We start from the raw sequence: 25,561 nt of genomic DNA on the forward strand, positions 1-25,561 counted from the left end.
AGCGACAGCCAACTTGGCGCCAGGAGACCGCTTTCGATCGACCGGTGTCCATTTACGGCCGATCTCGTGCAGCTACAGATCGCAATCGTGCCGAAAGATTCACTGCTGCGGCAGTTTCCCCACGCCAGGGGCCACCCCAGCCTCCCCTGCCGCCTCCGCCTCCCGCCGCCTTCAGGCTCTCGGCAGCCCCCGCTTCCCCGACCACGCCGATCACCCGGCGGCCGCCGCCACCGATGCCGGCCACCCCGAGGCCGTCGAAGAGCAGCGAGAGCGAGAAGAACAGCCCTGTCCACCGCAGCCACCTCCACCACTCCCTCGAATCACCTCATGCCCGTCTTACGGTGATCCGTCCCGATAAGCCCCACTCCACACCCCTCGGCACAACCCCCAGCCGGAAGAAACGCAGGTGAGAAGCACTCCCAGGGCCTGGTAGTGTTCTCTCTGTCGCCAAGGGAAACAGCAAGAAAAACCCCGAGGCACACACCCTGTCCGGGTGGCGGAATGGCAGACGCGCTAGCTTGAGGTGCTAGTGCCCTTTATCGGGCGTGGGGGTTCAAGTCCCCCCTCGGACACATTTTTTGTACACCGCTGCGGGTTTCGGCGCAGCGCGGATCGGCGCCCGTACTTGGCCTTCGGCCAGGTGCGGGCGTTTGTCGTTTCGCACCTCCTCTCCTGTTGGAGGTCGCCCCGGCGGCGGATAGGACGCTGGGGCGTCGCCCGGCTCCGGGTCAGCGGTCGTACAGCCCGGCGCGTTCGGCGGCCTCCTCGGCGGCCTGGAGATGGCGACGGCCGTCCTCGCCGAGCGCTGAGAGCACCCGCGAGATGAGCGTCTCGACGACCGCGAGGGTCGGCACGTAACTGTCGTACGGCGACGGCACGATGACCTGACTCGCCAGCACGACCTCGGCGTACTGCGCCACCGGCGACAGCCAGGCGTCGGTGAACAGCACCACGCTGGCGCCGCATTCCTGCGCAACCTGAGCCACCGTCAGTTTATCGGCCTCGTAGCGCCGGTAGTCGAACACCACCAGGACGTCGCGGCGGCCGAGCGTGGCCAGGACTGCGGTGCGCTCCACGTCGCGGCCGGGCACCAGGCGCACGTCGTCGCGCAGCTGCATCAGGTGCAGACCCAGGTACTCGGCGAGCAGGTGGGTGAACCGGCCGCCGAACAGTGTGATCCGGCGTTTCGGATCGGCCAGCAGCTGAACGGCCCGTTCCAGGTCATGGGGCGGCAGTTCGGCGAGCGTGCGGGTGACAGCGGGGCCCAGGACCTGGTCCGGCGTTACCTCCTGCGCCTCGGGCTCGCGGCCGTGTCCGGGGGTGGTGTACAGCGACAGCGGTGATGCGTTGCGCTCGTCGAGCTCGCTGCGCAGGGAGGCTTGGAAGTCGGGAAAGCCGCGGTAGCCGAGGCGGTTGACGAAGCGGACGACGGTGGGCGCGCTGACGCTCGCGCGTCCGGCGAGCACCGCGACGGTCTCGAACCCGGCGGACGGATAGGCGGCCAGCAGCACCCGGGCCACCTTGCGCTCGGCAGGACTGAGCTCCCCCAGCTTCTGCCGGATCTCCTCAGCCAGCGTGCTGCGGGCCATCGTCCTGCCTGCCTTTCCTGCTGTCGGCGCCGTCCCGTCAGCGCCGCCCGTGTCCCGCGAGCCTACTGTGCAGTCGACGGCCCGCAGGCCCCGAAGTGATCGCCGCCCGTGAGGTGGGCTCCTGCACCGGCCACGGCGCGTGAGGCCGGGGCCACAACCTCCTGCACCGGCCACGGCGCGTGAGGCCGGGGCCACAACCTCCTGCACCGGCCACGGCGCGTGACAACCGGTGCAGGAGGTCTGTGGCCCCGGGTCAGCCCGTCCGCTCGTCGCCGAGCCGGACGATCAGGGCGGCCAGCAGGGCGACCCGCGCCGGGACGGTCGTGACGTCGAGCCACTCCTGCGGGGTGTGGTCGGCTCCGCCGACCGGGCCGAGGCCGTCCAGCACCGGCACCCCGGCACCTGCGATGAGATTGGCGTCACCGACACCGCCGGTCGCCGCCGCGCCGAACACCAGGCCCAGTTGCTCCCCGGCCCGCAGCGCGTGCGCGAGGATGCGGCGGGCCCCGGGAGTGTCCTCCATCGGCTGGCAGACCTCCAGCAGCTCGACCCGTACGGACGTCCCAGGGATACGGGTGTGAACTGCGGCCTCTTCGAGCGCGGCCCGACCGCGCTCCAGGCCCGCACCGGTGGCGGACCGCACCTCGACGCGCAGCTCCGCCGCCGGGCAGACGATGTTCGCGCGGTCGCCGGCCCGAATGACGCCGACGTTGACCGTCACGTCGTCCAGCCGGCCGTTGAGGGCCTGGAGGGCGACGACCAGATGGGCTGCCGCCAGGGCGGCGTTCGCCCCGCGATCCGGCTCCACACCGGCGTGCGCGGCACGGCCGCTGACCGTGAGCACGTAGTCCGCCACCCCCTTGCGGGCGACGACGAGGTCCCCGTTCTCACGTGCGCACTCCAGCGCCAGCGCGTAGTGCATGCCGCGCGCCGTGCGCTCGGTGACGGAACGGCTCGCCGGGGAGCCGATCTCCTCGTCCGGGGTGGCAAGGAACACCACCTCGGCGTACCCGTCCAGCCCGGCGGCGTGCAGGACCTCCAGCGCGGTGAGCCCGGCCAGCAGCCCGCCCTTGTCGTCGCTGGCGCCGGGGCCGTAGGCCCGCGGGCCGTCGACCCGCAACGGCCGCTCGGCGGCGGTGCCGTCCTCGAAGACGGTGTCCATGTGCGCCGCCAGCAGGATCCGCCGGCCGCCGTCGGCCACCGGCAGACTGCCGGACCTGCGGGCCACCAGGACGTCACCGGATCGGTGCCCGTGGGCCGGCGGTACGGCGATCCGCTCGACCCGGAAGCCGAGGGCGGCCAGCCGGGCCGCCGTCCAGTCGGCCACCCGGTTGACGCCGTCGGGAGTGTAGGAGCCGGAGTCGATCGCCACCAGCTCGGCCAGTCCGTCCAGGTAGGAGCCCAGCCGCTGCTCCGCCAGGGCCAGCAGCACGGAGGTGTCGCGGCGCTGCTGCCGCGCGGACGCGCTCACAGGACCTTGGACAGGAAGGCGCGGGTGCGCTCCTGCTGAGGATCGGTCAGGACCTGGCGGGGGTCGCCGGACTCGACGACCACGCCCTCGTCCATGAAGACGGCGGTGTCGGCGACCTCGCGGGCGAACCCGATCTCGTGGGTGACCACCACCATCGTCATGCCGTCGGCCGCGAGTCGGCGCATGACGTCCAGGACGTCCCCGACGAGTTCGGGGTCGAGGGCCGAGGTCGGCTCGTCGAAGAGCATCAGCTTGGGCTTCATCGCCAGAGCTCGGGCGATGGCGATCCGCTGCTGCTGGCCGCCGGAGAGCTGAGCCGGATAGTGGCCCGCCCGGTCGGCCAGGCCGACCTGTTCCAGCAGCCGCTCGGCCTCGCCTCGTGCCTCGGTCCGGCCGGTTCCGCCGACCCGGACCGGGGCCTCCATCACGTTCTCCAACGCCGTCAGGTGCGGGAACAGGTTGAACCGCTGGAACACCATGCCGATCTCACGGCGGCGCTGGGCGACCTCGCGCTCCCTGAGCTCATGCAGCCTGTCGCCGTGCTGGCGGTAGCCCACCAGCTCGCCGTCGACGGCGAGTCGCCCGGCGTCGACCTTCTCCAGGTGGTTGATACACCGCAGGAAGGTGGACTTCCCGGAGCCGGAGGGCCCGAGCAGGCAGCAGACCTGCCCGCGTCCGACGGTGAGATCGATACCCTTGAGGACCTGGAGATTTCCGTAGTTCTTGCGCACACCTTCGGCGCGCACCATGGGAGTTGTCACGTTCACCCCTGCTGTCCGGTCGGGTGTGGCTCGGTGGCGGGCGACCGCCTGGGCCGCGAAGCAAGGACGGGCAGGCGCAGCGCGGTCCCCGCGACCAGGCGCCATAGCGGGCTGCTGTGGCCGCCCCGCCCTGAGCCGCGTCCGTAGCGGCGCTCCAGCCAGGACTGCGGAACGCCCAGCAGGGTGACGAGGATCAGGTACCAGCAACTGGCCACCACGATCATGGGGATGACCTGGTAGTTCTGGGCGTAGACGTCCTGGATGTTGGACATCAGGTCGTGCGCCGAGATCACCGACACCAGGGCGGTCATCTTGAGCATGTTGATCGCCTCGTTCCCCATGGGCGGGACGATGACGCGCATCGCCTGCGGCAGCACGATCCGGCGCATCGTCAGCACCGGGCGCATGCCGAGCGAGTGTGCGGCCTCGGTCTGCCCCTCGTCGACCGACTGGATCCCGGCCCGGACGATCTCGCTGGCGTACGCGGCCTCGTTGAGCCCGAGGGCCAGCAGAGCGGCGATCGTCGGTGTCAGCACACTGTTGGTGTCCGCTTGGAGGAAGGTGACGTGCGTGAAGGGGATGCCGATCAGGATGTGCTTGTACAGCGCCCCCGCATAGCCCCAGAACAGGATCTGGACCAACAGCGGCGTGCCGCGGAAGACCCACACGAACAGCGTCGCCAGGCCGTACAGGACCGGGTTGGCCGACAGCCGCATCACGGCGACGAGCGTGCCGAGCCCGAGTCCGACGGCCATCGCGGCCGTGGTCAGCCAGAGCGTCGTACCCAGTCCGTCGAAGATCAGTCCGGCGAACAGGTAGTGGCCGACGACGCCCCAGTGCAGGTTGGCGTTCTGGGCGAGCGAGCCGGCCAGGCCCATCAGCGCAGCGACGGCGGCGACGGCGGCGATCCAGCGGCCCCAGTACCGGACGGGCACGGCGACCAGGTCGCGCGGCACCGGGGCGTCGGAGCGGGCGGTCTCGGCGGAGGTCGAGGCGGGGGTCGAGGCGGCGGCCATGTCAGGACACCCCCGCATTCTCGGTGGCCTGCTTCACGGCGATCGACGGCACGCCGTATGCGGCGCAGATCCTGGTGAGGGTGCCGTCGTCGATCAGCTGCTGCAGCGCCTTGCGGATGGCCTCGGTGAGTTGTGGCAGCCGCCTGCTGACGCCGATGCCGTTCGGCGTCGCGTCGTAGCCGCCACCTGCGGCGGGGTCGTCGACGACCTCGAAGGCGGAGCCGCCGTCGGCGTTCTTGGCGGTCCAGCCGGCCGCCGGCTTGGTGAGCAGGTCGGCGGCGACCTTTCCGGCGCGCAGCGCGAGTTGCGCGTCCGAGTCCTTGGGGAAGGTCTGGATCCCTGCGGGCGGCCTGCCGGCGGCCGTGCAGGTCGACTGGTGGGCCTGGAGCAGCTGGAGCTGGTGGCTGGCGGCCTCGACCCCGACCTGCCGGCCGCAGAGGTCGTCCAGCTTCGTGATCGCGGACGGATTGCCCTTGGCGACCAGGATTCCCGAGCCGGAGACCGAGTAGTCCACGAAGTCGAGCACCTGCTGGCGCTCCTTGCTGTCCGTCAGCGCCGACATGGCGGCGTCGAACTTTCCCGCCTGAACGGCCGGCACCAGGCCGTCGAACTTCTGCGGTGTGAAGACGAACCGCACGCCGAGCTTGGCGCCGAGCGCCTGACCGAGGTCGTAGTCGAGTCCGGTGAGGTCCGAGCTGCCCTCGGTGGCGAACATCTCGAAAGGCGCGTAGGGCACGTCGGTCGCCACCCGGACGGTGCCGCTCTGGCGGATCTGGGCGGGAAGCACGTCGTGCAGCGCCGGGTCGCGAGTGACCTGCGCCCCGGCGACGGTTGCCTGGGTGGGGACGGCTGCAGCTCCATCGGCGGCGTTCCCGCCGCAGGCGGCGAGTGCCACGACGGCCGTTGTCGACAAAGCGACTGCGGCGGCCGTATGACGGATCGGGCGGGTGAGCAACACGGTCGGACCCTCCTCTGACGTGCCGCCGACGACTGGCGCCGGCGTCGAACATGAGGAGGACGTTACATGTGACCAGCTTTTGTCGGTAGATGTAATACCTGTTACATCTGGATAACGGGCCCGTCGGGGCCTGCCGAACTGGAAGCCGCCGCGATCAGCACCTCACACAGGGTCCGATCCGGGACTCCGGCCGTCGACGGATCGCGCTCGGCCGTCCGAAGTGCGCTCTCACCCGTTCAGAGAGCGTCAGCTCCGGCGGGATCTGCGGGATCCGACCGCGTGCGGCGTCGATGATCGACTCGCTTACGGCACGGTCCGGGAGGCACGGGCTCTGGAGGCGCTCGAAGTGGTGCCGGTGATGGCGGGGGTGTTGCCGGTGACGTCGTTACGGGATCCCCAAGGAGATCGTGAACTCTCCGGCTTCTGGCGGCTCATGGGTTTCACGGCAGACCCTAGGACGTCGGCCGACTGGGACCCCGCTCGTCGCGCGTCCAGTTCGTCACCCCCACCGTGCCCTCCGCCGCCACGGCCGCCGCGCGGTCGGCGGCCAGCGGTGTGGAGAACCAGAATCCCTGGCCCAGCGGGCAGCCCATGGAGAGGAGCAGCAGCTGCTGGCTCGCGTTCTCGACACCCTTGGCGACGACCTCCACGCCCAGGCTCTCGGCCATCGCGACGACACCCTCGACCAGGCTGTACTGCTCAGGGGAGTGACCCAGCTGGTCGATGAACGACCGGTCGATCTTGAGCACAGAGACGGGCAGGTCACGCAGGAAGCCCAGCGAGGCGTAGCCCGTGCCGAAGTCGTCGATGGCTATCCGGACGCCAAGGCCGGCCAGTGCCTCCAGGCAGGAGGCGACCCGGTGGTCGCCACGCCGCAGGGCGCTCTCCGGCAGCTCGACCACCAGGGAGGCCGGGGCGATCCGGGCACGGTCGAGGGAGCGGCGGACGGTGTCCGTGAACCCGGGGTCGCGCAGTTGGCGCGCGGAGGCGTTGACGCTCGCGTACGGCGGACGGCATCCGCCGCTGTCGCGGCGTCCCGCTCGCGCGCCGGTCGCCGCCGAATCGTCCGCCCAGCGCGCGATCTCGGCGGTCACCTGGTCGAGCACCCAGGCGCCGAGCGGCAGGATCTGGCCGCTCTGCTCGGCCAGCGGCAGGAACTGGTCGGGGAACTCCGGGCCCTGGGAGGTCCCCGGCCACCGCACCAGGGCCTCGAAGCCGACCAGGCTGTCGTCGGCGAGCCTCACGATCGGCTGGTAGAGCACGCTGAACTCGGTGTTCTCCAGGGCGCGGGCGAGGCCCCGCTCACCCTGGAGCCAGTCGGTGGGGCTGAGGCCGTCCAGTGGTGTGGGACGGTGCCGCCGCCAGCCGGCCTTGCCCGCGGCCTTCGCCTCCCGCAGCGCGAGGTCGGCGTTGCCGAGCAACTCGGCGGTGTCGAGGCTGTCCTCCGTCGTGGCGATGCCGACGCTGACTTCCACCAGGACCGTGACCCGCTCCGTGCCGAGGCCGTCGAGCGGGAACGGCTCGGTGAACAGGTCGGTGATCCGCTCGGCCACCGTTTCGACGTCCCCGGGCGTCACGCTGTCCCGGACGAGCACCGCGAAGCGGTCGCCGCCGAGGCGGGCGGCGGTGTCGGAGGCGCGCAGCGTCGTCGCCAGCCGCAGGGCCAGGGCGACGAGCAGCATGTCACCCGTGTCATGGCCGTGCGCATCGTTGACGGCGGCGAAGTCGTCGATGTCGATGAGCAGGAGGCCGATGACGGTACCCTCGCGCACGCTTTCGGTCAGCGCCTGGTCGACCCGGTCGAGCAGCAGCGCCCGGCCGACGAGACCGGTCAGCGGATCGTGGAAGGCGCGGTGGCCGACGGCGGGGGTGGCCGCAGGGCCGTACGGATCCCCGAGTCCGGACCCGGGCTCGTGCTCCTGCTCGTGCTCGGCCGTGACGTCGTGCAGCGTCAGCACCAGCACCAGGCCGTGGGCTCCGGGGAGCCGCAGCGGTGAGCTGCAGCTGAGCTCGATCTTCACGGGGGTCCGGTCACCGCGCACCATCCACCAGTAGTCGCGCATGGCGCTGGGGTCGCCGACCCGCAGCAGCTCGAGCATGTGGCTGAACGCCTGCCGGTCGTGTGCGGGGAGCAGCTCCACCAGGGGTCTGCCCGCCCGGCCCGGAAAGCCCAGCACCTGCGCGGACGAGGGGCTGGCCCAGCGGATCCAGCCGGCGTGGTCCACCATCATCACGACATCGGAGACGTTCTGCACCAGCGCTTGCAGGAACGCCTCCGTGCTGCCGGGGCCGTGCGTACTGCCGCGCGGTTCGCGGGGGCCACCGTGCCGTGCGCCGGCGCCGCGCCGGTCGTGTGCGGCGCCCTGCAGGGTGGACCATCCGCGGTGATCCGCTGTCACCGTCAGCCATCGCCGTCGTGCCGTCAAGGCCGTCACCTCCTGAGCCGCGCCCCGCATCCCGCCTCTCGCACACCCGTCCGTCCGCCCGTGGAGCCGCTTTCCAGTCTGCACGTTGCCCGGTCGGCCCGCACCGGGGAGCGGCGCTCGCGGAGGGCGGGCTCGGCCGGCGCCCGGACGGGCCGATGACGGCTCAAGCAGTGGCGAAGGTGAACCAGTTGATGTTGACGAAGTCGGCCGGCTGGCCACTGGTGAAGGTGAGGTAAACGGTGTGGACGCCGGTGGTGCGGGTGATGCCAGCGGGAACCGTCGTCCAGGTCTGCCAGCCGCCGGTGGCGGCGAGGGCGAAGCTGCCGACGGGGGTGGCGGTGGGGCTGTCGAGGCGTACCTCCACCAGGCCGCCGGCGCCCGCAGGGGCGCCCGAGGCGACCCGGGCGCGGAACTGGGTGGCACCTGTGGCGCCGAAGTCGACGCCCGCGTAACCCAGCCAGTCGCCGTTGGCGATCCAGCCGACGTCCTGGCCACCGCCGGTGTCGGTGCAGGTCTCGGTAGCGGTGCCGGACTGGGAGCTGTACGCCTCGGCCTGGATCGTGCCGTACGCGCTGGTGGTGCCGGTCGGTGGCGGAGTGCCGGCGCCCTGGCCGACGGCGCCGACGGTGATGGTGAGCAGGGTCGGGGTAGCGGACTGGACCTTGCCTTCGAAGTCGACGCCCGCCGGGTGGACGTCGTCGTAGGGGAAGGCGTACCCGAGGTGGTCGGGTGTGGTCGCGTGCAGGATGCGGGCGTAGTGGTTGGTGCGGGGCTGGGCGTAGAAGGCGGCCGGGTTCTCCCCGTCGGGCTGGTTGGCGTCGGCCAGCAGGGTCGTGCGGTTGAGCGCGGCGGCGAGTCGGGCGCTGAGGTTGCCCATCTCGTCGTTGCCGGTGGTGAAGGGCGCGGTGCTGCAGTTGAAGACGGCGGCGGTGGACGGCTTGCCGAAGCTGCCCACGCCGGGGAAGGTCAGGACGCCTCCCGCCACCCGCCCCCTGACGGTGCCCCAGGTGTACTGGGTGTCGATCACCAGGTCGGTGGACTGGTACTTCTGCCACACCTGGTCGATGTACGGGTCGAGGTATCCGGGGAAGAGCGCGGGGTTCCCGGCGATGGCCAGGTTGGGGCTGAGCACCCGCAGGTTCCCGCCCGCGGAGTCCTGGACGATCAGCTTGGCCCAGTCGCCGCCGTCCGCGGCCGCCTGCGCGCGCAGGGCGCTGCAGACGGTGTCGAGGCCGCCGGCCGCCAGGCCCTGGACGGTCTGGGTGCCCTGCGGGGTCTGCAGGGCGAAGGAGATCGGCACCGAGGCGAAGTCGACGAAGCTGATGTTGGCGTAGAGCTGGCTCTGGTCGTAGGTGAACTCGCAGAAGCTGTAGGCCGTGGCGATGTTGGGATCGCTGGGGTTGCTCACCGAGGGCATGGCGATGCCGGGGCCGGGGTTGACCAGGAAGACGAGCTTGCGGCCGAGGGAGAAGTAGATGCGGCCGCTGGCGAGGTGGGGGACGGCGATCGTCCGGGGCGCGGCGCCCCGCGCGGGCAGGGCGATCGCGCAGTCGGTGCCGAGCGGGGCGCCGGGGGCGGCGGGGGATGGCGGGTGGTGGAGCGTCCGGCCGTCCGCCTGGAGGAAGGCCCAGCTGTTGCCCTGGTCGGGGTCGAGACCCAGGACGTAGGCGTAGACGGTGTCGGTGGAGCTGCTGTTCACCAGGTCGACGCTGAGGGTGGCAGGTGTCGCGGCCGGGCCCGGCGTTCGGGCCGCAGGGACGGCGGCCGCGGTGGCGCGGCGCTCCTGGGTGGTGAGCAGGATGGGGGCTGCGAGAGCGGCCATCGAGGCGCTGATCAGGGTCCTGCGGGCGATCACGGGTCCTCCTGGGAGAGGCGGGGCCGGGCCGATCCGCTGCTGGGGGTGGGGGGAGCACTGCGGGGCCAGCTGCTCTGCCACTCTTGCCAGTTGACGTTCTGAAGTCAAGAGATGTGACACTGGAGGGCGACCGCGCCCCTACTGTGTTCACTGCTTGAACCCGGGCCGTCAGGTCAGTCTCCCGCCTCGCGGGCGTGACCGCCGCGTCCGGTCACCGAGAGCGGGTGCCCGATCTGGCGCGTTTGGCGCCCGGTGGGTGTGACCTAGAGGCTCAGGATGCCTATGGCGTGGCCGTCATGGTCCACCACCGGCCAAACGTGCAGGCCGCGGGAGCGCATGGCGGCGGCCGCGGTGTCGGCGGGCATGCCGGGGGTGGCGAACGGGGCGCGGTCGAGAACCACGTCGCGCACCGGGGTGCGCTCGGTGTACCAGGACCGGGCCTGAAAAGGCGCCAGGTGCAGGCGGGTCAGCAGCCCGGTGCAGCGGCCGTCCTCGTCGCGGACCAGGAGGTGGTCGGCGCCGGAGCTCTGCAGGATGTCCATCGCGGTGTCGACCATGACATCGTCGCTGATCTGCAGCTCCGGGTGCTTCATGAGGTCGCCGACCGTGGCGGTGCTCGCGGGGTGTTCGAGGGTGATGGTCATGGGCGGACTCCTTCGTGTCTCTCCCGCCGCGGTTGGCGGTGATCTGGGCACGGTCGGTGGGACGGTGGGCGGGGTCCGCCGGAGCGGCGCTGCCGGCGGATCGCGCGTGCGGCCGTCGCGGGAAGCCGGTGTCGCCGATGCTGCGGGCCCGGCTCGCACGGCGAGCCAGGCCCGGCGGGTGCTACGCGGCGAGGGCCACGCCCCCGGGCGCGCGACGGCGGCCCGAGGAGCCCCGGCTGTCGCGGCCGGAGGTGGCCCGGGTGTCGCCGCCGGTGGAGGCGGGGCGGCCGCGGCGGCCACGGCTGGTGGACGGGCTGCGGCGCGGCCGCTCGACGACGGGGTCGGCGATCACGGTGGGGATGCCGGTGGGCACGCGGGCGCCGGTGATGCGGGCCAGGTCCTCGTCGCCGGCGCTGACCCTGGTGGTGACGGGGGTGATGGCGGCCGTGGTCATCATCCGGGCCATCTCGCGGCGCTGGTTGGGCAGCACCAGCGTGACGACGGTGCCGGACTCGCCGGCCCTGGCGGTGCGGCCGCCCCGGTGCAGGTAGTCCTTATGGTCGGCCGGCGGGTCCAGGTTGACGACCAGGTCCAGACCATCGACGTGGATGCCCCGAGCGGCGACATTGGTCGCGATCAGTGCGGTCACGTGCCCCTGACGGAACTGCTCCAGGGTGCGGGTGCGCTGCGGCTGGGACTTGCCACCGTGCAGGGCCGCGGCCTTCACCCCGTTCGCGAGCAGGTCCTGAACCAGGCGGTCCGCACCGTGCTTGGTGTCGATGAACATGATCACCCCGCCGTCGCGGGACGCGATGTGGGCGATCGTCGCGTTCTTGTCGAAGTTCTGCACGTGCAGCACGTGGTGCTCCATCGTGCTGACCGCTCCCGCCGACGGGTCCACGGAGTGTGTGACCGGGTCCTTGAGGAAGCGGCGCACCAGGCGGTCGACGTTGCGGTCCAGGGTCGCGGAGAACAGCATCGTCTGGCAGCCCTCGGCGACCTGCTCCAGGAGCTCGGTGACCTGCGGCAGGAAGCCCATGTCGGCCATCTGGTCGGCCTCGTCGAGCACCGTGATGGCGACGCCGTCCAGCTGGCAGTCACCGCGCTGGATGAGGTCCTTGAGCCGCCCGGGGGTGGCCACCACGACCTCGGCGCCGCGGTTCAGCGCCTGGGCCTGGCGTCCGATCGACATCCCGCCCACGACGGTCGCCATCCGCAGCCGCACCGCGTGGGCAAAGGGGGTGAGGGCGTCGGTGACCTGCTGCGCGAGCTCACGGGTGGGCACCAGCACCAGGGCCAGCGGGCGGCGCGGCTCGGCCTTCTGCCCGGCGGTGCGGGCCAGGACGGCGAGGCCGAACGCGATGGTCTTGCCGGAGCCGGTCCGGCCCCGTCCCAGGACGTCGCGACCGGCCAGCGAGTTCGGCAGCGTCGCGGCCTGGATCGGGAACGGCGCGGTGACGCCCTGACGGGTGAGCACCGACAGCAGCGCCTTCGGCATCTCCAGCTCGTCGAAGGACTCGACGGCCGGCAGCGCCGGAGTGGTGCTCACCGGCATCGCGAACTCGCCCTGCGGGGACGATCCCTGACGGGAACCGCGACCGGAGGAGTGGCGGCCGCCGGCAGGCCGGTCACCGTAGAAGGAACTACCGCCGGAGCGGGAGCCGCCACCGGAACGGGAACCTGCGGAGGAGCGGGAGTTGGCGTTCTGGTACGAGGAACGACTGGAGCGGTTCATGCGGGAAACCTTCCTCAGGGCGGCACGTCACGAGGAAGGCTCCGTGGCGCAGGGCAGCGCGGAGACCGCAAGGGAACGGGCCGAAAAAGTGTGACGGGCGGAGCGTGGACGGTAGAACCGTGCGGCACGTCACCTACGGTCGGCGCTCACCGCGAAGGGGCGGGAGCGAAGAACCTCGAACCGTGGAATGTCACGGCAGGGCGCCGATCCGGACGCGACGCTGTGCGTCTCGCGTGGGATGGCCGCCGGTGGCGGAGCCAAGGGGCCTGAACGGCCTTGGGATGCGCTTGACGCATTGCTGAAGGGGCCCGCACCGGGCATGTACGCGGTGCGGGCCCCTCGCTGCTAGGCGGGTGCCTTGGCAGAAAAACTACAGCGGACGAATGTTCTCGGCCTGCGGGCCCTTCTGGCCCTGCGTGACGTCGAACTCGACCTTCTGGCCCTCGAGCAGCTCACGGAAGCCGTTGGCGTTGATGTTCGAGTAGTGGGCGAACACGTCAGGACCGCCACCCTCCTGCTCGATGAAGCCGAAGCCCTTTTCCGCGTTGAACCACTTCACAGTGCCATTAGCCATAAAAAAATCTCCTTCAAGGGGCTGTCCGAAGCACGCACCGTGCGGGCTTCGAGTCGCCGCGATGAGCACCCACCCGGGGAAGAGCCGGGAAACAAAAATGCGCCTGCGACACATCAGCAGGCGCACACAAAGTTCATGGGAACCACTACTGCAACTAAGGACACTCTAGCAGGCCTCGGCCCGCCGTGGTGGAATATTTCACCCCGATTCCGCGAAAGCCTCCCAGCGCACACTGGAGGGAATGACGAAATCTGAAGCAGTCCGCAGCCACCTGCCCACCAGCCCCTTCAGCGGCAGCGCGGTCCTCGTCGACTTCGGATCACGGCAGGAACGCATCACCCAGCCGTACAGCGCGATGTTCAAGCTCTGACCGGGCGCGTCACCGGCGTGACCGCGCTGACGCCGCGCCGGCTACGGCGCGGCGTCAGCGGCGCCTTTAGGCGCCCGCCGGGGTGTCGGACAGGGCCTGGGTGACGAGTTCGTCCAGGAGGGCGACGTAGCGGCTGGTCCAGGAGGCGATGGTCTCGGCGTTCCAGAGGTCGGTCGAGTACTCCATGTAGCCCGCGAGGCCGTCGCCCGCCGGGATGACGCCGAGGTTGAACTCGCTGCGCGCCGCCGGGATCGTGAGGTCCTCGACCTGGACGGTGAGGCCGGGGAGGTCGATGTCGGTCTCCAGGGAGTTCTGGTACTGGAAGCCGTAGTCGAGCCGGTCGGGGATGTCCGGGTAGCCGCGTTCGCGCAGCCGAGGCGCGAACCGGGACATCGGCGTCAGGTGCTCCAGGGCCTCACCCGCGACGCGGGACGTGGTGCGCACCTGGTCGGCGAACGACATCGAGGGCTCGGTCCGCACCCGCAGCAGCAACGAGGAGACGGTGCAGGCCAACAGCGATTCCTCGTCGCGGCCCACGCGGTTGGCGTACGCGACCTGAAGGAGGTTGTCCGCACGGCCGTTGAGGGTGCCCATGAAGCGTCCGAAGGCGGTGGCCGTGACGGCGAACGGGGTGGTGCCCAGCCGCTTGGCCAGCTCCTCGATGCGGTCCCGTGCTTCCGGCGACACCGTGAACTGCGCCACCTGCCCCTGGCCGCTGAGCTCCTCGGGATGCGGCCGGTCCAGCGGGAGGCCGTGCTTGAACGGCGCATCCTTCAACTGGCTCTCCCAGTAGATGTAGTCCTCCTCGCGGTCGGCGGCGTCGGTACGGCTCCGCTGGGACCGGGCGTAGGCGATCTGCTGGACGGCCGCCGGCAGGCCGTGCGGCTCGCCGGTCACCGCCGCCCGGTACAGGGCCGCGAGGTCCTTGAGCAGCATGCTGACGGCCCAGCCGTCGCACATCGAATGGTGCATGACGAACACCAGCGCCCAGGACTCCTCGCCGGTGCGCACCAGCCGGATCGCCGGCTGGACGCCCTCCTGGATGTCGAACCGGTGCCAGGTCGCCTCGGTGCTGATCCGCGACAGCTCGGCCTCCCGCTCGCTCTCCGTCAGGGCCCGCAGATCCTCCACCGGGGGCTCCACCGGGACGACGGGCTGGACGTCCTGCCACCACTCCCCGGCCTCGTCGTCACGGGCACACCGGGTGCGCAACGACTCGTGCCGCTCCGTCAGACCGGTGAGAGCGGTGTGCAGCGCGGCGATGTCCAGCGGGCCGGTGATGACGAGCCGCAGCGCGACGTTGAACACCTCGGGCACGGGGATCTTGCCCAGGCGTTCCAGGAACCTCGCCTGCGCCTCGGTGAGCGGGGGGCGATCGGGCCCGAAGGCCGACGTCACGGGTGCCTCAGGCGCTTGGCCGCCGTCCGGCGACGAGCCGGACGCGTCCACGAAGGCAGCCATCGCGGCCGGGGTCGGCCCCTGGAAGAGCTGCGTCACCGGCACGTCCACCCCGAGCGCCTGCCGCACCCGGTTCACCAACCGGATCGCGGTGATCGAGTGCCCGCCCAGGTCGAAGAACGACGTCTGCGGGCCGACCGCCTCCACACCGATGCCGAACTCGGCCGCCCACAGCTCACGCACCCGCTCCACCGTCCGCGACGGACGGGGAGGTGGTCCGGACGCCGGGACCGCCTGCGGAGCGGGCGTCGCCGGGACGGTGATGCCCGGCTCGGGCAGAGCCGAACGGTCCAGCTTGCCGATGCCGTTGAGCGGCAGCGCCGGCAGGACCGCCCAGGCACGCGGCACCAGGTACTCCGGCACCCGGCGCCCGAGCGCCCCGGCGGTCAGGATCGCAAAGGCCGTCCGCTGCGCGACGGCCGTCCCGTCGTCGCCGTCCAGCGGCTCGGCCGGGACGACATAGCCGACGAGGAAGGCATCCCCGCGCGCGTCACGCCGGGCGACGACGGCCGCCTCCTTCACGCCCCACACCTGACGCAACTGCTCGGTCGCCTCGCCCGGTTCGACCCGGAACCCCCGGATCTTCACCTGGTCGTCGGCGCGCCCGCAGAACTCCAGCACGCCGGAGGAGGCGTTGCGTCGCACGAGGTCACCCGTGCGGTACATCAGCGCACCCGGGCCACCCGCCGGGTCGGGCAGGAAGCGCGCGGCGGTCTCGTCCGGCCGGTCCAGGTAGCCGCGCGCGACCCCGGCTCCGGCGACGCACAGCTCACCGGCAGTCCCGTCGGGCACCGCCCCACCGTCGGCGTCCACGACCCGCACCCGGACGTTGTCGACGGGCAGACCGATCGGAATCGGGCCGGCCTGGGCGCCCTTGGGCGCGACGGTCTCCGCCGTGCACAGGATCGTGGTCTCCGTCGGCCCGTACACGTTCGTGACCCGGTACGCCGCCGACGGGTGCGGCCGCACCCTCAACACGTCGCCACCGAGCACCAGATGACGCAGCGGCGGCTGGTGCCGCTCCTCCAGGCCCATCAGCGACTCGCCGAAGGCCGTGGTGAGGAACGAGAACGTGATGCGGTGCACGGCGTACCAACGGGCCAGCGCCAGCGGGTCCTTGCGCGTCTCGTCGTCGGCCACGACGAGCGTCGCGCCCGCCGTCAGCGCCGGCCAGATCTCCATCAGCGAGCCGTCGAAGCTGACGCTGGACAGCAGTGCCGCACGGTCCTCGGACGTCGTCGCGAAGTGCTCGTGGTGCCATCGGCAGAACGACACGAGATTGCTGTGCGGGACGGCAACGCCCTTGGGCCGTCCGGTCGTCCCGGAGGTGTGCAGCGCGTAGCAGAGCGAGGAGGGCGTCGCCGTGTCGCCGTCGGCCTCGGCGAGCCCGGGGGCGTTGACGTCGGGGCCGTTGACGTCGAGGACGGTGATGTCGGCGGGCAGGTCGAGGGCAGCCGCTGCGTCCCCGGTGGTCACCAGCAGCGGCGAACCGCAGTCGGCCAGAACGGCCTTGGCGCGCGCGAGCCCCAGCCCCGGATCGATCGGCGCATAGCCGTGACCGGCCTTCAGGACGGCGAGCATCGCCACGATCAGCTCGGGTGAGCGGTTCAGCCACAGCGGGACCGGGCGGTCCACTCCCGCCACCGGCGCGCCGATCCGAGCCCGGATGACGGCGGCGAGCCGGGACGCCCGGCGCTCCAACTCCCCGTACGTCAGGATGGTTTCGCCGTCGACGACGGCCGCGTGACCGGGGAGGCGGGCCGCCTGCCGAGCGATCCAGGCGTGCACGGTCGTCTCGGGCACCTCGCGCACCGGACCGCGGAGCCAGCCGTCCGCCCCCGGTGCAGCGGTTGCCGTGGTTGCAGTGACCAGCTGCGACAGTGGCGTCGCGGCGTCCGCCACGGCCCGCCGCAGGATGTCGGAGAACGCCGTGAACCAGCCGTCGATCGTGGCGAGGTCGAACAGGTCGGTGTTGTACTCAAGGTGGCAGCGGATGCCCTCCGTCGGGCCGCCGTCGGTGAAGTACACGCACAGGTCGGTGAGGGCCTTGTCGGGCCCGGCGTCCAGGGCGGTGGCCCGCACGTCCGGCAGGTCGAAGCGGAACGGCTCGTCCCGCTCGAACTCGGCGAGCACCTGGAAGATCGGCGTGCGGTCGGTGGCGCGGCCCCGCGCCAGCTCCCGCACGACCGACTCGAACGGGACGTCGGCGTGGTCGTAGGCGTCCAGCGCGGTGCGTCGCACCCGGTCGAGGAGGGTGCCGAAGTCGGGGTCGCCGGACAGGTCGACCCGCAGCGCCAGGGTGTTGACGAAGAAGCCGACCAGCTGCTCCGCACCCTCGGGACGATCGGAGATCGGCGTGCCGATCACCACGTCCTGGTCGCCGGTGAGGCGGTGCAGCAGCGCCGCATAGCCCGCAATCAGCGTCATGAACAGCGTCGCACGCCGACCCCGGCTCAACGCCCGGAGCCCGTCGGAGAGTTCGGGAGTCAGCGTACGGAAGACGGCCTTGCCGTTGGACGTCATCACCGACGGGCGGGGCCGGTCGGTGGGCAGGTCCAGCACCGGCAGCTCGCCACCGAGGGCCTCGCGCCAGTAGGCGAGGTCCGCCGACGTCTTGGGGCTTCCGGCGGCAGCCCGCTGCGCACGGGCATGGTCACCGTACGACCAGGTGAGCGCGGGCAGTTCGGCGTCCGAGGCCGTCCGGCCGGCCGACTCGGCCCGGTAGAGGGCGGAGAGGTCGCTGGTCAGGACGGCCGCCGACACTGCGTCCATCACGATGTGGTGGAGCGAGAGCACCAGGACGTGCCGCTGCGCGCCGAGCTTCACCAGCCGGGTGACGAAGAGGGGGCCGTCCACGAGGTCGAAGCGGCGGGTGCTCTCCGCGTCGAGCACGTCCTGGACGGCGGCGTGCGCGTCCGCCCCGGCCGGGGTCGACGCCGAGCGGTCGATCACCTCGAAGTCCGGCTCGTGCGGCGGCAGGACGACCTGCACGGGCTCGCCCGAGCCGACCGTCTGCTCGCGGAAGACGGTCCGCAGGCTCTCGTGGCGGGCCACCAGCGACCGCACGGCGGACCGGAGCGCGGGGACGTCCAGCGGGCCGTCCAGGAGGAGGGCCTTGGACTCGTTGTAGGCGGCGCCGCCCGGCATCATCTGCTCCAGCATCCAGATGCGCTGCTGGCCGAAGGAGAGCGGGTGCTGCGCCTCCGGCTCCCGGGGCTCGGCGGCCACGGGCGGTGCCGCAGCTGCGGCAGGCCGGGCGTAGGTGCGGCGCAGCGAGTCGAGATGGGGCAGCCCGGCCCGCAGCGTCACCGCCGGGACCCCGAAGTCCACCAGTGCCACGATCTCGTCGACGCCCGCCGCCGTGACGGCGTCCACGACGGGCCTCACGCTGTCGGCCGTACCGATCAGCGCCCGGTCGTCGCAGTACCGCTGGTAGGCGCGCGCGAACAGCACGTCCTGGTCGTCCTCGCTCAGCGCCGACAGGTCGACGTTGAACCCGAGGCTGTTCGTCACCCCGCCGAACAGCGAGAGCGAGGCCCGCATGTACCGCGAGAGCGGCCCGAACGCCGCCTCGCGCGCCTGGTCGTGGTCGCTGCCGAGGAGGGTGTGCAGCAGGATGGCGACCCGCCCGGTGGCCGGATCGAGGCCGTGGGCGGCACGGGTGCGGCGGTAGAGGGCGATGTTGTCGCGCAGCTGGTCCACGCTCTGCGACATCAGGTTGGTGACGATGCCCAGGTCGTGGCGGGCGGCCAGCTCGTAGGAGGCCGGGTTGCCGACGACCGCCGTGAACATCGGCGGCATGTCCTGGACCGGGCTCGGGAACAGCCGTATCTCGGCCTCGCCCCCGTCCCCGGTGGCGCGGGTGAGGGCTTCGCCGCGCCACAACTTCCGGACCTCGGCGAGCTGGCTGTACATCGACTCCTTGTGACGGCCGAACCGGTCCGGAAAGAAGACGAAGTCGTTCGCGTGCCAGCCGCTCGCGCAGCCGATGCCGACCCGTCCGCCGGAGAGGTTGTCCACCATCGACCACTCTTCGGCGACCCGGATCGAGTCGTGGAGCGGCAGGACGACCGAGCCCGCGTTGATGCGGACGCGTTCCGTCTCCCGGGCGAGAGCCGCCCCGAGCACGGCGGGGTTGGGGAACAGGCCACCGAAGGAGTGGAAGTGCCGTTCGGGCATCCAGAGCGAGTGGAATCCGTGGGTGTCGGCGAACCGGGCGGTCTCCAGGATCATGGCGTACTTGTCCAGGCGGGGAGCATCCTCCTGGGGGTAGTCGCCGAAGAAGTAGACACCGAAGTCGGGGCCGGACGTGCGGGGCGGCACCGGTGCCGGGGCCGGGGTGCGGTCGCGGGCCGGCCCGGAGAGGGACATCGCCCCGACCGGTGCGGGCACGACGGCCGGGACGACGGCCGGCGCGGCGGCCGGGACGACGGCCGGCGCGGGGGCCGGGATGACGGTCGGCGCGGCGGCCGACGGGGTCAGGATGCGGGCCCCCGGAAAGAATCCGGCGTCGCGCAGCTCGCGCAGCGAACCCTGGACGGCGTCCGTGACGACGGCGAGGTCCTCGTCCGTGTGCTCGGTGGACAGGAAGAAGTTCCGCCACTCCCAGACGAACACCCCGCGCAACAGCAGGTGGTGGTAGAGCAGCTCCATGTCGGCGCGGTGCTCGAAGCGGAACATCGAGCCGAAGTGGGCGAGCCGCAAAGGGAATTCCTCGGCCTCGAAGAAGCCGTTGAGATTGGCCGCGAACTCGTCCGTCCGGCCGTTGAGACGCTGCTGGAGGGACGGGCCCTGCGCCTTGAGATGGGTGAGGACGGCGCGGGCGGCCACCATCGACACCGGGTGCTGGATGTAGGTGCCGCCGAAGAACGTCGTCTCACCCGGCGGGTAACTGGCGTCCCCGTAGCTCCAGTAGCCGCCGTCGACACCGTCCATGATGTCGGACCGCCCGGCGATGGCACCGATCGGGAAGCCGCCGCCGAGCAGCTTGCCGTAGGTGGCCAGGTCCGGCGTCACGCCGTACAGCTCCTGCGCGCCGCGCAGCGCCGGACGGAAGCCGGTCAGCATCTCGTCGAACATGAGCACTATCCCGTGACGCTGCGTCAGCTCGCGCAACTCCCGGACGAACTCGACCGGCTGCAGGGACGGGTGGCGGCTCTGCACCGGCTCGATGATGCACGCCGCGATGGACTTCGCCTGCTCCTCGATGACACGCAGCGAAGCCGGGTCGCCGTAGTCGAGGACGAGGAGATCGGCCACCGCACTGTCCGGGATGCCGATCGACACGGGCGCGGTGGCGCGCTCCTCGCCCGTCCCCGTCGAACGGCCGAGGACGTTGTCGGCGTGACCGTGGTACGAGCCGTGGAAGGTCACGATCTTCCGGCGTCCGGTGGCGGCGCGGGCGAGCCGGATCGCAGCCGAGTTGGCCTCCGTCCCGGAGTTGGCGAACGCCACCCGATCCATGCCGGTGATCTCGGCGAGCAGTTCGGCCGCCTCGCCCGTCTCGGCATTGCGCGGCCCCAACTGCACTCCGCGCGAGAGGTGTTCGCGCACGGCCTCGCGGACGAACGCCGGCTCGTGGCCGAACATCAAGACGCCGAAGCCCATGGTGATGTCGGTGTACCTGTTGCCGTCGATGTCGGTGATCGACACACCGGACGCGCCGCGCGACGCGATCGGGTACAGCATCTCCTTGGTGCTGGAGCGGAAGCCGACCACGGCCCGGCTGTCGGCCAGCACCCGGCGGTGGCGCTGCGCCAGCTCCTTCGACGTCGGCGTCTTCGCGGTGTATCGGCGGACGAGATCGTCCAGGTGCCGCTTGCGGCTCTCGGGCCCGCCTCCGCTGACCATGCCGGACCCTCGGTCGACGGCCACCCGCGGGCCGTGCATCTTCGGCGCGGCGCCCGACGGTGCCGGAGCGGCAACGGGGGCTGCGGGCGGGGCTGCCACGGCCAGTTGCTCGGCGATCCGTCGCGACAGCTCCGCCATCGCGGCGAGGTCGCCGTCGGTCGCGGCGGTGACGGCCGCGAGACCGTCCTGGTGCTGCCGCGCGCTCACCGGCCACCGGCCGCGTTCGACGTACCGCCGGAGAGGGAGAGAAGCTGACGGGTCACCAGGTCGGAGAGCTGCGTCATCATCTGGAGCTGGATCTGGGTGAGTTGCTGGATCTGGCGGGCCAGGTCATCGATCTCCTGACGCGTCGCGTACTCCGGGGACGCGACCGCCGCCGGGACGGCGGCCGGAGCCGCAGGCGCGGCGGGTGCAGGCACCCGGACCTGAACGGGAGCCGGAGCTGCCGGAGCAGGCACCGGCGCGGCAGCTATAGCAGCGGCCCCCGGCATCCGGCCCACGATCAGCTCGGCCAGCAGACGCGGCGTACCGGCCTCCTCGAACAGTTCACGCATGGCGACCTTGACCTGGTGCTCCTGCTCGATGAGCCGCAGCATGTGGATCATCTGCAGCGAGTCGGCGCCCAGATCGAAGAACGAGGTGTCGTCGATCACCGCCCCCGACTCGGCCCCCAAGTGACTGACCGTCAGTTCCACGATGTGACGGCGTACGTCGTCGGCGGTGGCCGTCCCCGCGTTGCTCAGTTCCACTGCGTCCTCATCTTCCACTAGTGCACCGACCGTGCTGATCGCCGGTTCGGGGCCTGTCCAGTAGTGCCGACGCTGGAAGCGGTAGGCAGGCAGCGGGGTGCGACCGCCGCCGGTGCCCTCCAGCAGGTGATGCCAGTCCACGGGCACGCCCGCGCAGTGCAGGGCGGCGGCGGCGGACCACAGGGGTTCGATGCCCGCGCCGCGACGCATCGCCGAGACCACGGTGGCGCCGGGCAGGGCGCGCTTGGCCAGGCCGCCCAACGTGTGGTGCGGGCCGATGTCCAGCAGCACGGGATCGCCGGACGCCCCGAGCGTCGCGAGCACGGCGTCGAACCGCACCGCCTCCCGGGTGTGCCGCAGGAAGTAGTCCGCGTCCGGCACCCACCCCACGGGACGGACGACGCCGTCCAGCCCGCTCACGAACGGGACGGTCAGTGGCCGGAAGGCAATGCCCTCCAGCACCGTACGGAACGCGCCGAGCGCCGGTTCCGTCAGAGCCGTGTGGAAGGCTCGGTCGACCGGGAGCCACTCGCCGGGGATGCCGCGCTCGGCGAGCAGGCCGAGCAGCTTCTCGGCCGCCTCCACCGGGCCGCCCAGCACGTGCGACCGCTCACCGTTGGCGACGGCCACCTCCAGTCCGGCCACCTCCAGTCCGTCCACGTCCAGTTCGGCCAGCTCGGCCGCCAGCCGCTCGGCGGTGGTCCGGTCGGCGGCGACTGCGACCATCGCGCCGGGAGGACAGCCCTGCATGAGCCGGCCGCGCTCGGCGGTGAGCCGCAGCCCGTCCGCCACGGTGAGCGCCCCGGCGGCCGCCAGCGCCGCGTACTCCCCGGCGCTGTGCCCGGCGACGATCGCGGGCCGTACCCCGGCCTCCTGCCACATGCGGGTGAGTGCCACCTGGAACGCGAACAGGGCGGGCTGCGCGGTGTCCGTCGGCCAGATCTCGTGCTCGGTGGCCTCCGTGCCGCCGCGCAACGCGTCCAGCAGCGGTGCGCCGTACTCCCGGCGGTACTGCGCCTCGCACGCGTCGAGGACGTCCGCCACCGCCCGGAACCTTCCGTCGAAGGGGGCGGCCATACCCCGGGAGGGGCTGCCCTGGCCCGCGAACAGGAAGCCGACCGAGGTCGCGCCCTCGCGCGGGGTGAGGCCGGACGACACCGGGCCGCGCCTACTGCCTGCGGGGGCCGTGCCGGTCAGCCAGCCGTCGAGCGCGTCGGCGAGCGCTGCCGGGCTGTCGCCGCGCACGGCGAGCCGGTGCCGTCCGTGGCTGCGGCCGAGGGCAGCGGTGGTGACCAGATCGGGCAGGGAGGTGTGCGGGTGTCGGCGCAAGTGGGTGCGGAGGGCACGGGCGTTCGCGGTGAGCGCCTGCGGGTCACGTCCGGAGACCAGCAGCACGCCGGGAGCGGGGTGAGCGTCGTGTTCCGGCACGGGGTACGCGGGCGGCGGCTCCTCCAGCAGGATGTGGACGTTGGTGCCGCCCACGCCCAGCGAGGTGACCCCGGCCCGGCGCGGGCGACCGTCCTGCGGCCACGGGCGGGCCTCGCGGGGGATGTAGAAGGGGCTGGTGGCGAGGTCGAGCGCCGGGTTGGGGTGTTCGAAGTTGGCCATCGGCGGGATCACCCCGTGTCGCACGGCGAGCATCGCCTTGATGAGGCCCACCAGGCCCGAAGCCACGTCCAGATGACCGATGTTGGCCTTGACCGAGCCGATCGCGCAGTAGCCGGTGCGGTCGGTGTCGGCGCGGAACGCGGCAGTGGCACCGTCGAACTCGATCGGGTCGCCCTTGAGCGTGCCGGTGCCGTGGGTCTCCAGCAGGCCGATCTCGTCCGCGCTGACCCCGGCCGTCTCCAACGCCCGTCGGATCGCGGCCTCTTGGCCGACCGCGCTGGGCGCGGTGTAGGTGTGTTTGGTGGCGCCGTCGTTGCTGACGCCCCAACCACTGATCACTCCGTGAATGGTGTCCCGGTCGGCGACGGCACGGTCGAGCCGCTTGAGGACGATCGCCGCCACACCGTTGCCGCCGACCGTGCCGTCCGCCGCAGCGTCGAATGCCCGCAGGCGGCCCGTCTTCGACAGGATCGAGCCCTTGACGTACTGGTAGCCCAGCACCTGCGGAGTGTGGATGGCCGTGGCCCCGGCGAGCGCGATGTCGGTATCGCCGCACAGCAGGGCCTGTGCGGCGGCCTGGACCGCGACGAGCGAACTGGAGCACCCCGTCTGGATGTTGATGGACGGGCCGGTGAGGCCCAGCCGGAACGAGGCACGGGTGCCGGTGAAATCGGGGTAGTTGCCGACCATCACCTGCATGCGTGAGAGCCAGTCCGCCTCGGTCATTTCCTGGAGCACGTTGTTGATCAGATAGGTCTGCAGCGAATACAGCTCGTACCCGGTGGTGGCGTAGACACCGATGCGCGTGCCCGGACGCTCCTGCGGATAACCGGCGTTCTCCAGTGCGTGATAGGCGACTTCGAGAAAGAGGCGGTGCTGCGGATCGGTGTAGGTGGCCTCTCGGGCGCTCATGCCGAAGAACGGTGCGTCGAAACGTGAGACGTCACTTGCCAGGACGGCACTCGCGCCCACGAAGTCCGGTGCCTGGTACTTCTCTGCCGGGATTCCGGCGGCAGCGAGCTCCTCGTCCGTGAAATGCCGGATGCGGTCCTCACCGTCGCGTATCAGCCGCCAGAAGGCGTCCTCGCTCTCCGCGCCGGGAAGGCGGAGAGCGACCCCGATGACGGCGACCCGGCGGTCGGCGGGGGTGGTCATGCCCGTCCCCCTTCGGACGCGGGTACCGGGTCGTCGGCCGCCTCCTCCGTCCCGTGCTCACGAGCCGGGGTGGCCCGTCCCGCCACCGCGCCCCGCATCAGCAGCACCAGGAACCCGACGCACAGCAGGATCGCGAGCCCGTGGAAGCCGCCCACCACCTGCAGCGGCGAGAAGTGTTCCAGCAGCGCGCCGCTGAGAATCATGCCCAGGCCGAAGCCCAGGTTCTCCACCGACGCCGACAGGCCGAACAGCCGCGCCCGCTGCGCGTCCGGGGCGGCCTGGAGCCGGGAGACGTAGGCGACCTCGGTCAGGCCGTCCGCCATGCCGGCCACCAGTGCCGCGGCGACCGCCAGGACCGTCGGGAGCCCGCTGAAGACGAGGATGAACGCGGCCGACATCACACAGGCACCCAACGCGAAGACCCGCTCACCGGGACTGCGGCCGGTACGGGAGGTGTAGCGGGACAGAATCTGCTGCATGACGATGTTGCCGATCGCCCAGGTCGCCCAGAACTGGCTGATGAACGCGGCCGGATGGGCGGGGTCGAGCAGGTCGGAGTAGATCGGCAGGGCCACGTTGTGGGACGAGGAGCCCAGGCCGTCCGCCGCCCGGACGAGGACCATCACGGCCACCACGGGCATCGACCGCAGCAGCACCAGCGTGGCCCACCGCCTGCCGCCGTCCGTCCGCTCGCCCTTCCCGCCCTGCTCCGCCTTCGCAGCGGACGCCGGGGCGTCGGTCTCCCGCGCGGCCTCCGTGCGGATCGGCAGCGACAGCAGCACGCTCGCCGATACGACGAACGACAGCGCGTCGAAGCCGAAGGCCCAGCGGTAGCCGAGTTGCGCGACGATGATGCTCGCCGAGCCGAACCCGGCCACCATCGCCAGCGAACGGCCGGTCGCCAGAAGGCTGTTGGCCTTCGTCCGCAGGTCCGCCCCGACGATCTCGGGCACCGCACTGCGCAGCGACACCCCCGAGACGGTCGAGCAGGCACCGGCGATGACGGCAAGCACGAACAGCAGCGTGACGCGGGCGCCCGAGGGCGCCAGCAGCAGCAGGACCAAAGCGGTGGCCTGGGTGAGGTCCGAGCCCACCATGAGGCGTTTACGCGGGATCCGGGACGCGAGGGAGCCCGCGACGACCCCGGAGGCCACGCTGGTGAGCAGCCGTACCGCCATGTACAGACCGGCCGTCAGAGCACTGCCCGTCAGGTGGTAGACGAAGACGTTGAGCGCGACCATGTTGAGATAACTACCGTACGCGGAAACCGCGTTGCCCACGACGAGCAGACGGAAACGCCGCACCTCAGCCCCTCCCCCAAGCCAATCCACGGACACCGGCA

14 protein-coding genes and 1 tRNA gene are annotated in these 25,561 nt (G+C 71.6%); 2 read left to right on the plus strand and 13 right to left on the minus strand.

The window, feature by feature from the left end:
* Nucleotides 1-487 precede the first annotated feature (487 nt).
* Nucleotides 488-572, plus strand: a tRNA-Leu gene (locus ACR68M_RS03190).
* Between the two features lie 156 nt (nt 573-728).
* On the opposite strand, the gene ACR68M_RS03195 is transcribed toward ACR68M_RS03190, so the two are convergent.
* The 10 genes from ACR68M_RS03195 to ACR68M_RS03240 all read right to left on the minus strand — a co-directional run bounded on the left by ACR68M_RS03195 (nt 729) and on the right by ACR68M_RS03240 (nt 13,029).
* Nucleotides 729-1,589, minus strand: a complete 861-nt coding sequence (locus tag ACR68M_RS03195; protein WP_441248836.1) for a MurR/RpiR family transcriptional regulator — start codon at nt 1,587-1,589, stop codon at nt 729-731.
* A 253-nt stretch (nt 1,590-1,842) separates the two neighbouring features.
* Nucleotides 1,843-3,060: a M20 family metallopeptidase gene (locus tag ACR68M_RS03200; protein WP_441248837.1), complete on the minus strand. Its 1,218-nt coding sequence runs from the start codon at nt 3,058-3,060 to the stop codon at nt 1,843-1,845.
* Nucleotides 3,057-3,809, minus strand: a complete 753-nt coding sequence (locus ACR68M_RS03205) for an amino acid ABC transporter ATP-binding protein (protein WP_441251504.1) — start codon at nt 3,807-3,809, stop codon at nt 3,057-3,059. The genes ACR68M_RS03200 and ACR68M_RS03205 overlap by 4 nt, the downstream gene beginning before the upstream one ends.
* 14 nt (nt 3,810-3,823) lie before the next feature.
* A complete protein-coding gene (locus ACR68M_RS03210) occupies nt 3,824-4,837 on the minus strand; it encodes an amino acid ABC transporter permease (protein ID WP_441248838.1) in 1,014 nt (337 codons plus the stop codon).
* 1 nt (nt 4,838) lies between these two features.
* Nucleotides 4,839-5,732, minus strand: a complete 894-nt coding sequence (locus ACR68M_RS03215; protein WP_441248839.1) for an ABC transporter substrate-binding protein — start codon at nt 5,730-5,732, stop codon at nt 4,839-4,841.
* A gap of 515 nt (nt 5,733-6,247) precedes the next feature.
* A complete protein-coding gene (locus ACR68M_RS03220; protein WP_441248840.1) occupies nt 6,248-8,194 on the minus strand; it encodes a putative bifunctional diguanylate cyclase/phosphodiesterase in 1,947 nt (648 codons plus the stop codon).
* A gap of 190 nt (nt 8,195-8,384) precedes the next feature.
* Nucleotides 8,385-10,076, minus strand: coding sequence for a beta-1,3-glucanase family protein (locus ACR68M_RS03225; protein ID WP_441248841.1), 1,692 nt, complete (start codon nt 10,074-10,076; stop codon nt 8,385-8,387).
* 263 nt (nt 10,077-10,339) lie between these two features.
* Nucleotides 10,340-10,720: a CBS domain-containing protein gene (locus ACR68M_RS03230; protein WP_441248842.1), complete on the minus strand. Its 381-nt coding sequence runs from the start codon at nt 10,718-10,720 to the stop codon at nt 10,340-10,342.
* A 181-nt stretch (nt 10,721-10,901) separates the two neighbouring features.
* Nucleotides 10,902-12,455: a DEAD/DEAH box helicase gene (locus ACR68M_RS03235; protein ID WP_441248843.1), complete on the minus strand. Its 1,554-nt coding sequence runs from the start codon at nt 12,453-12,455 to the stop codon at nt 10,902-10,904.
* 370 nt (nt 12,456-12,825) lie between these two features.
* Nucleotides 12,826-13,029: a cold-shock protein gene (locus ACR68M_RS03240; protein WP_030918248.1), complete on the minus strand. Its 204-nt coding sequence runs from the start codon at nt 13,027-13,029 to the stop codon at nt 12,826-12,828.
* A gap of 241 nt (nt 13,030-13,270) precedes the next feature.
* Between ACR68M_RS03240 and ACR68M_RS03245 the strand changes: the two genes are divergently transcribed.
* On the plus strand, nt 13,271-13,399 hold the full coding sequence (locus tag ACR68M_RS03245) for a hypothetical protein (RefSeq protein ID WP_441248844.1): 129 nt from the start codon (nt 13,271-13,273) through the stop codon (nt 13,397-13,399).
* Between the two features lie 66 nt (nt 13,400-13,465).
* On the opposite strand, the gene ACR68M_RS03250 is transcribed toward ACR68M_RS03245, so the two are convergent.
* From ACR68M_RS03250 to ACR68M_RS03260, 3 genes are read right to left on the minus strand one after another with little or no spacing between them, the layout of a single operon-like run.
* Nucleotides 13,466-20,914 carry a MupA/Atu3671 family FMN-dependent luciferase-like monooxygenase gene (locus ACR68M_RS03250; RefSeq protein ID WP_441248845.1) on the minus strand — a complete coding sequence of 2,483 codons (7,449 nt, stop codon included), beginning with the start codon at nt 20,912-20,914 and terminating at the stop codon, nt 13,466-13,468.
* Nucleotides 20,911-24,219: a type I polyketide synthase gene (locus ACR68M_RS03255; protein WP_441248846.1), complete on the minus strand. Its 3,309-nt coding sequence runs from the start codon at nt 24,217-24,219 to the stop codon at nt 20,911-20,913. The genes ACR68M_RS03250 and ACR68M_RS03255 overlap by 4 nt, the downstream gene beginning before the upstream one ends.
* The gene (locus ACR68M_RS03260) at nt 24,216-25,523 is read right to left on the minus strand and encodes an MFS transporter (protein ID WP_441248847.1); all 1,308 of its coding nucleotides are present in this window, start codon (nt 25,521-25,523) and stop codon (nt 24,216-24,218) included. The genes ACR68M_RS03255 and ACR68M_RS03260 overlap by 4 nt, the downstream gene beginning before the upstream one ends.
* Nucleotides 25,524-25,561: the final 38 nt, after the last annotated feature.

Source organism: Kitasatospora sp. McL0602, from assembly GCF_052076145.1.
Classification (GTDB): Bacteria; Actinomycetota; Actinomycetes; order Streptomycetales; family Streptomycetaceae; genus Kitasatospora.

What these genes read in the sequence shown, in the direction of transcription:
- ACR68M_RS03210 (WP_441248838.1), bottom strand. Translation starts at nt 4,837, where the DNA reads ATGGCCGCCGCCTCGACCCCCGCCTCGACCTCCGCCGAGACCGCCCGC.
- ACR68M_RS03235 (WP_441248843.1), bottom strand. Translation starts at nt 12,455, where the DNA reads ATGAACCGCTCCAGTCGTTCCTCGTACCAGAACGCCAACTCCCGCTCC.
- ACR68M_RS03195 (WP_441248836.1), bottom strand. Translation starts at nt 1,589, where the DNA reads ATGGCCCGCAGCACGCTGGCTGAGGAGATCCGGCAGAAGCTGGGGGAG.
- ACR68M_RS03255 (WP_441248846.1), bottom strand. Translation starts at nt 24,219, where the DNA reads ATGACCACCCCCGCCGACCGCCGGGTCGCCGTCATCGGGGTCGCTCTC.
- ACR68M_RS03205 (WP_441251504.1), bottom strand. Translation starts at nt 3,809, where the DNA reads ATGGTGCGCGCCGAAGGTGTGCGCAAGAACTACGGAAATCTCCAGGTC.
- ACR68M_RS03245 (WP_441248844.1), top strand. Translation starts at nt 13,271, where the DNA reads ATGACGAAATCTGAAGCAGTCCGCAGCCACCTGCCCACCAGCCCCTTC.
- ACR68M_RS03230 (WP_441248842.1), bottom strand. Translation starts at nt 10,720, where the DNA reads ATGACCATCACCCTCGAACACCCCGCGAGCACCGCCACGGTCGGCGAC.
- ACR68M_RS03240 (WP_030918248.1), bottom strand. Translation starts at nt 13,029, where the DNA reads ATGGCTAATGGCACTGTGAAGTGGTTCAACGCGGAAAAGGGCTTCGGC.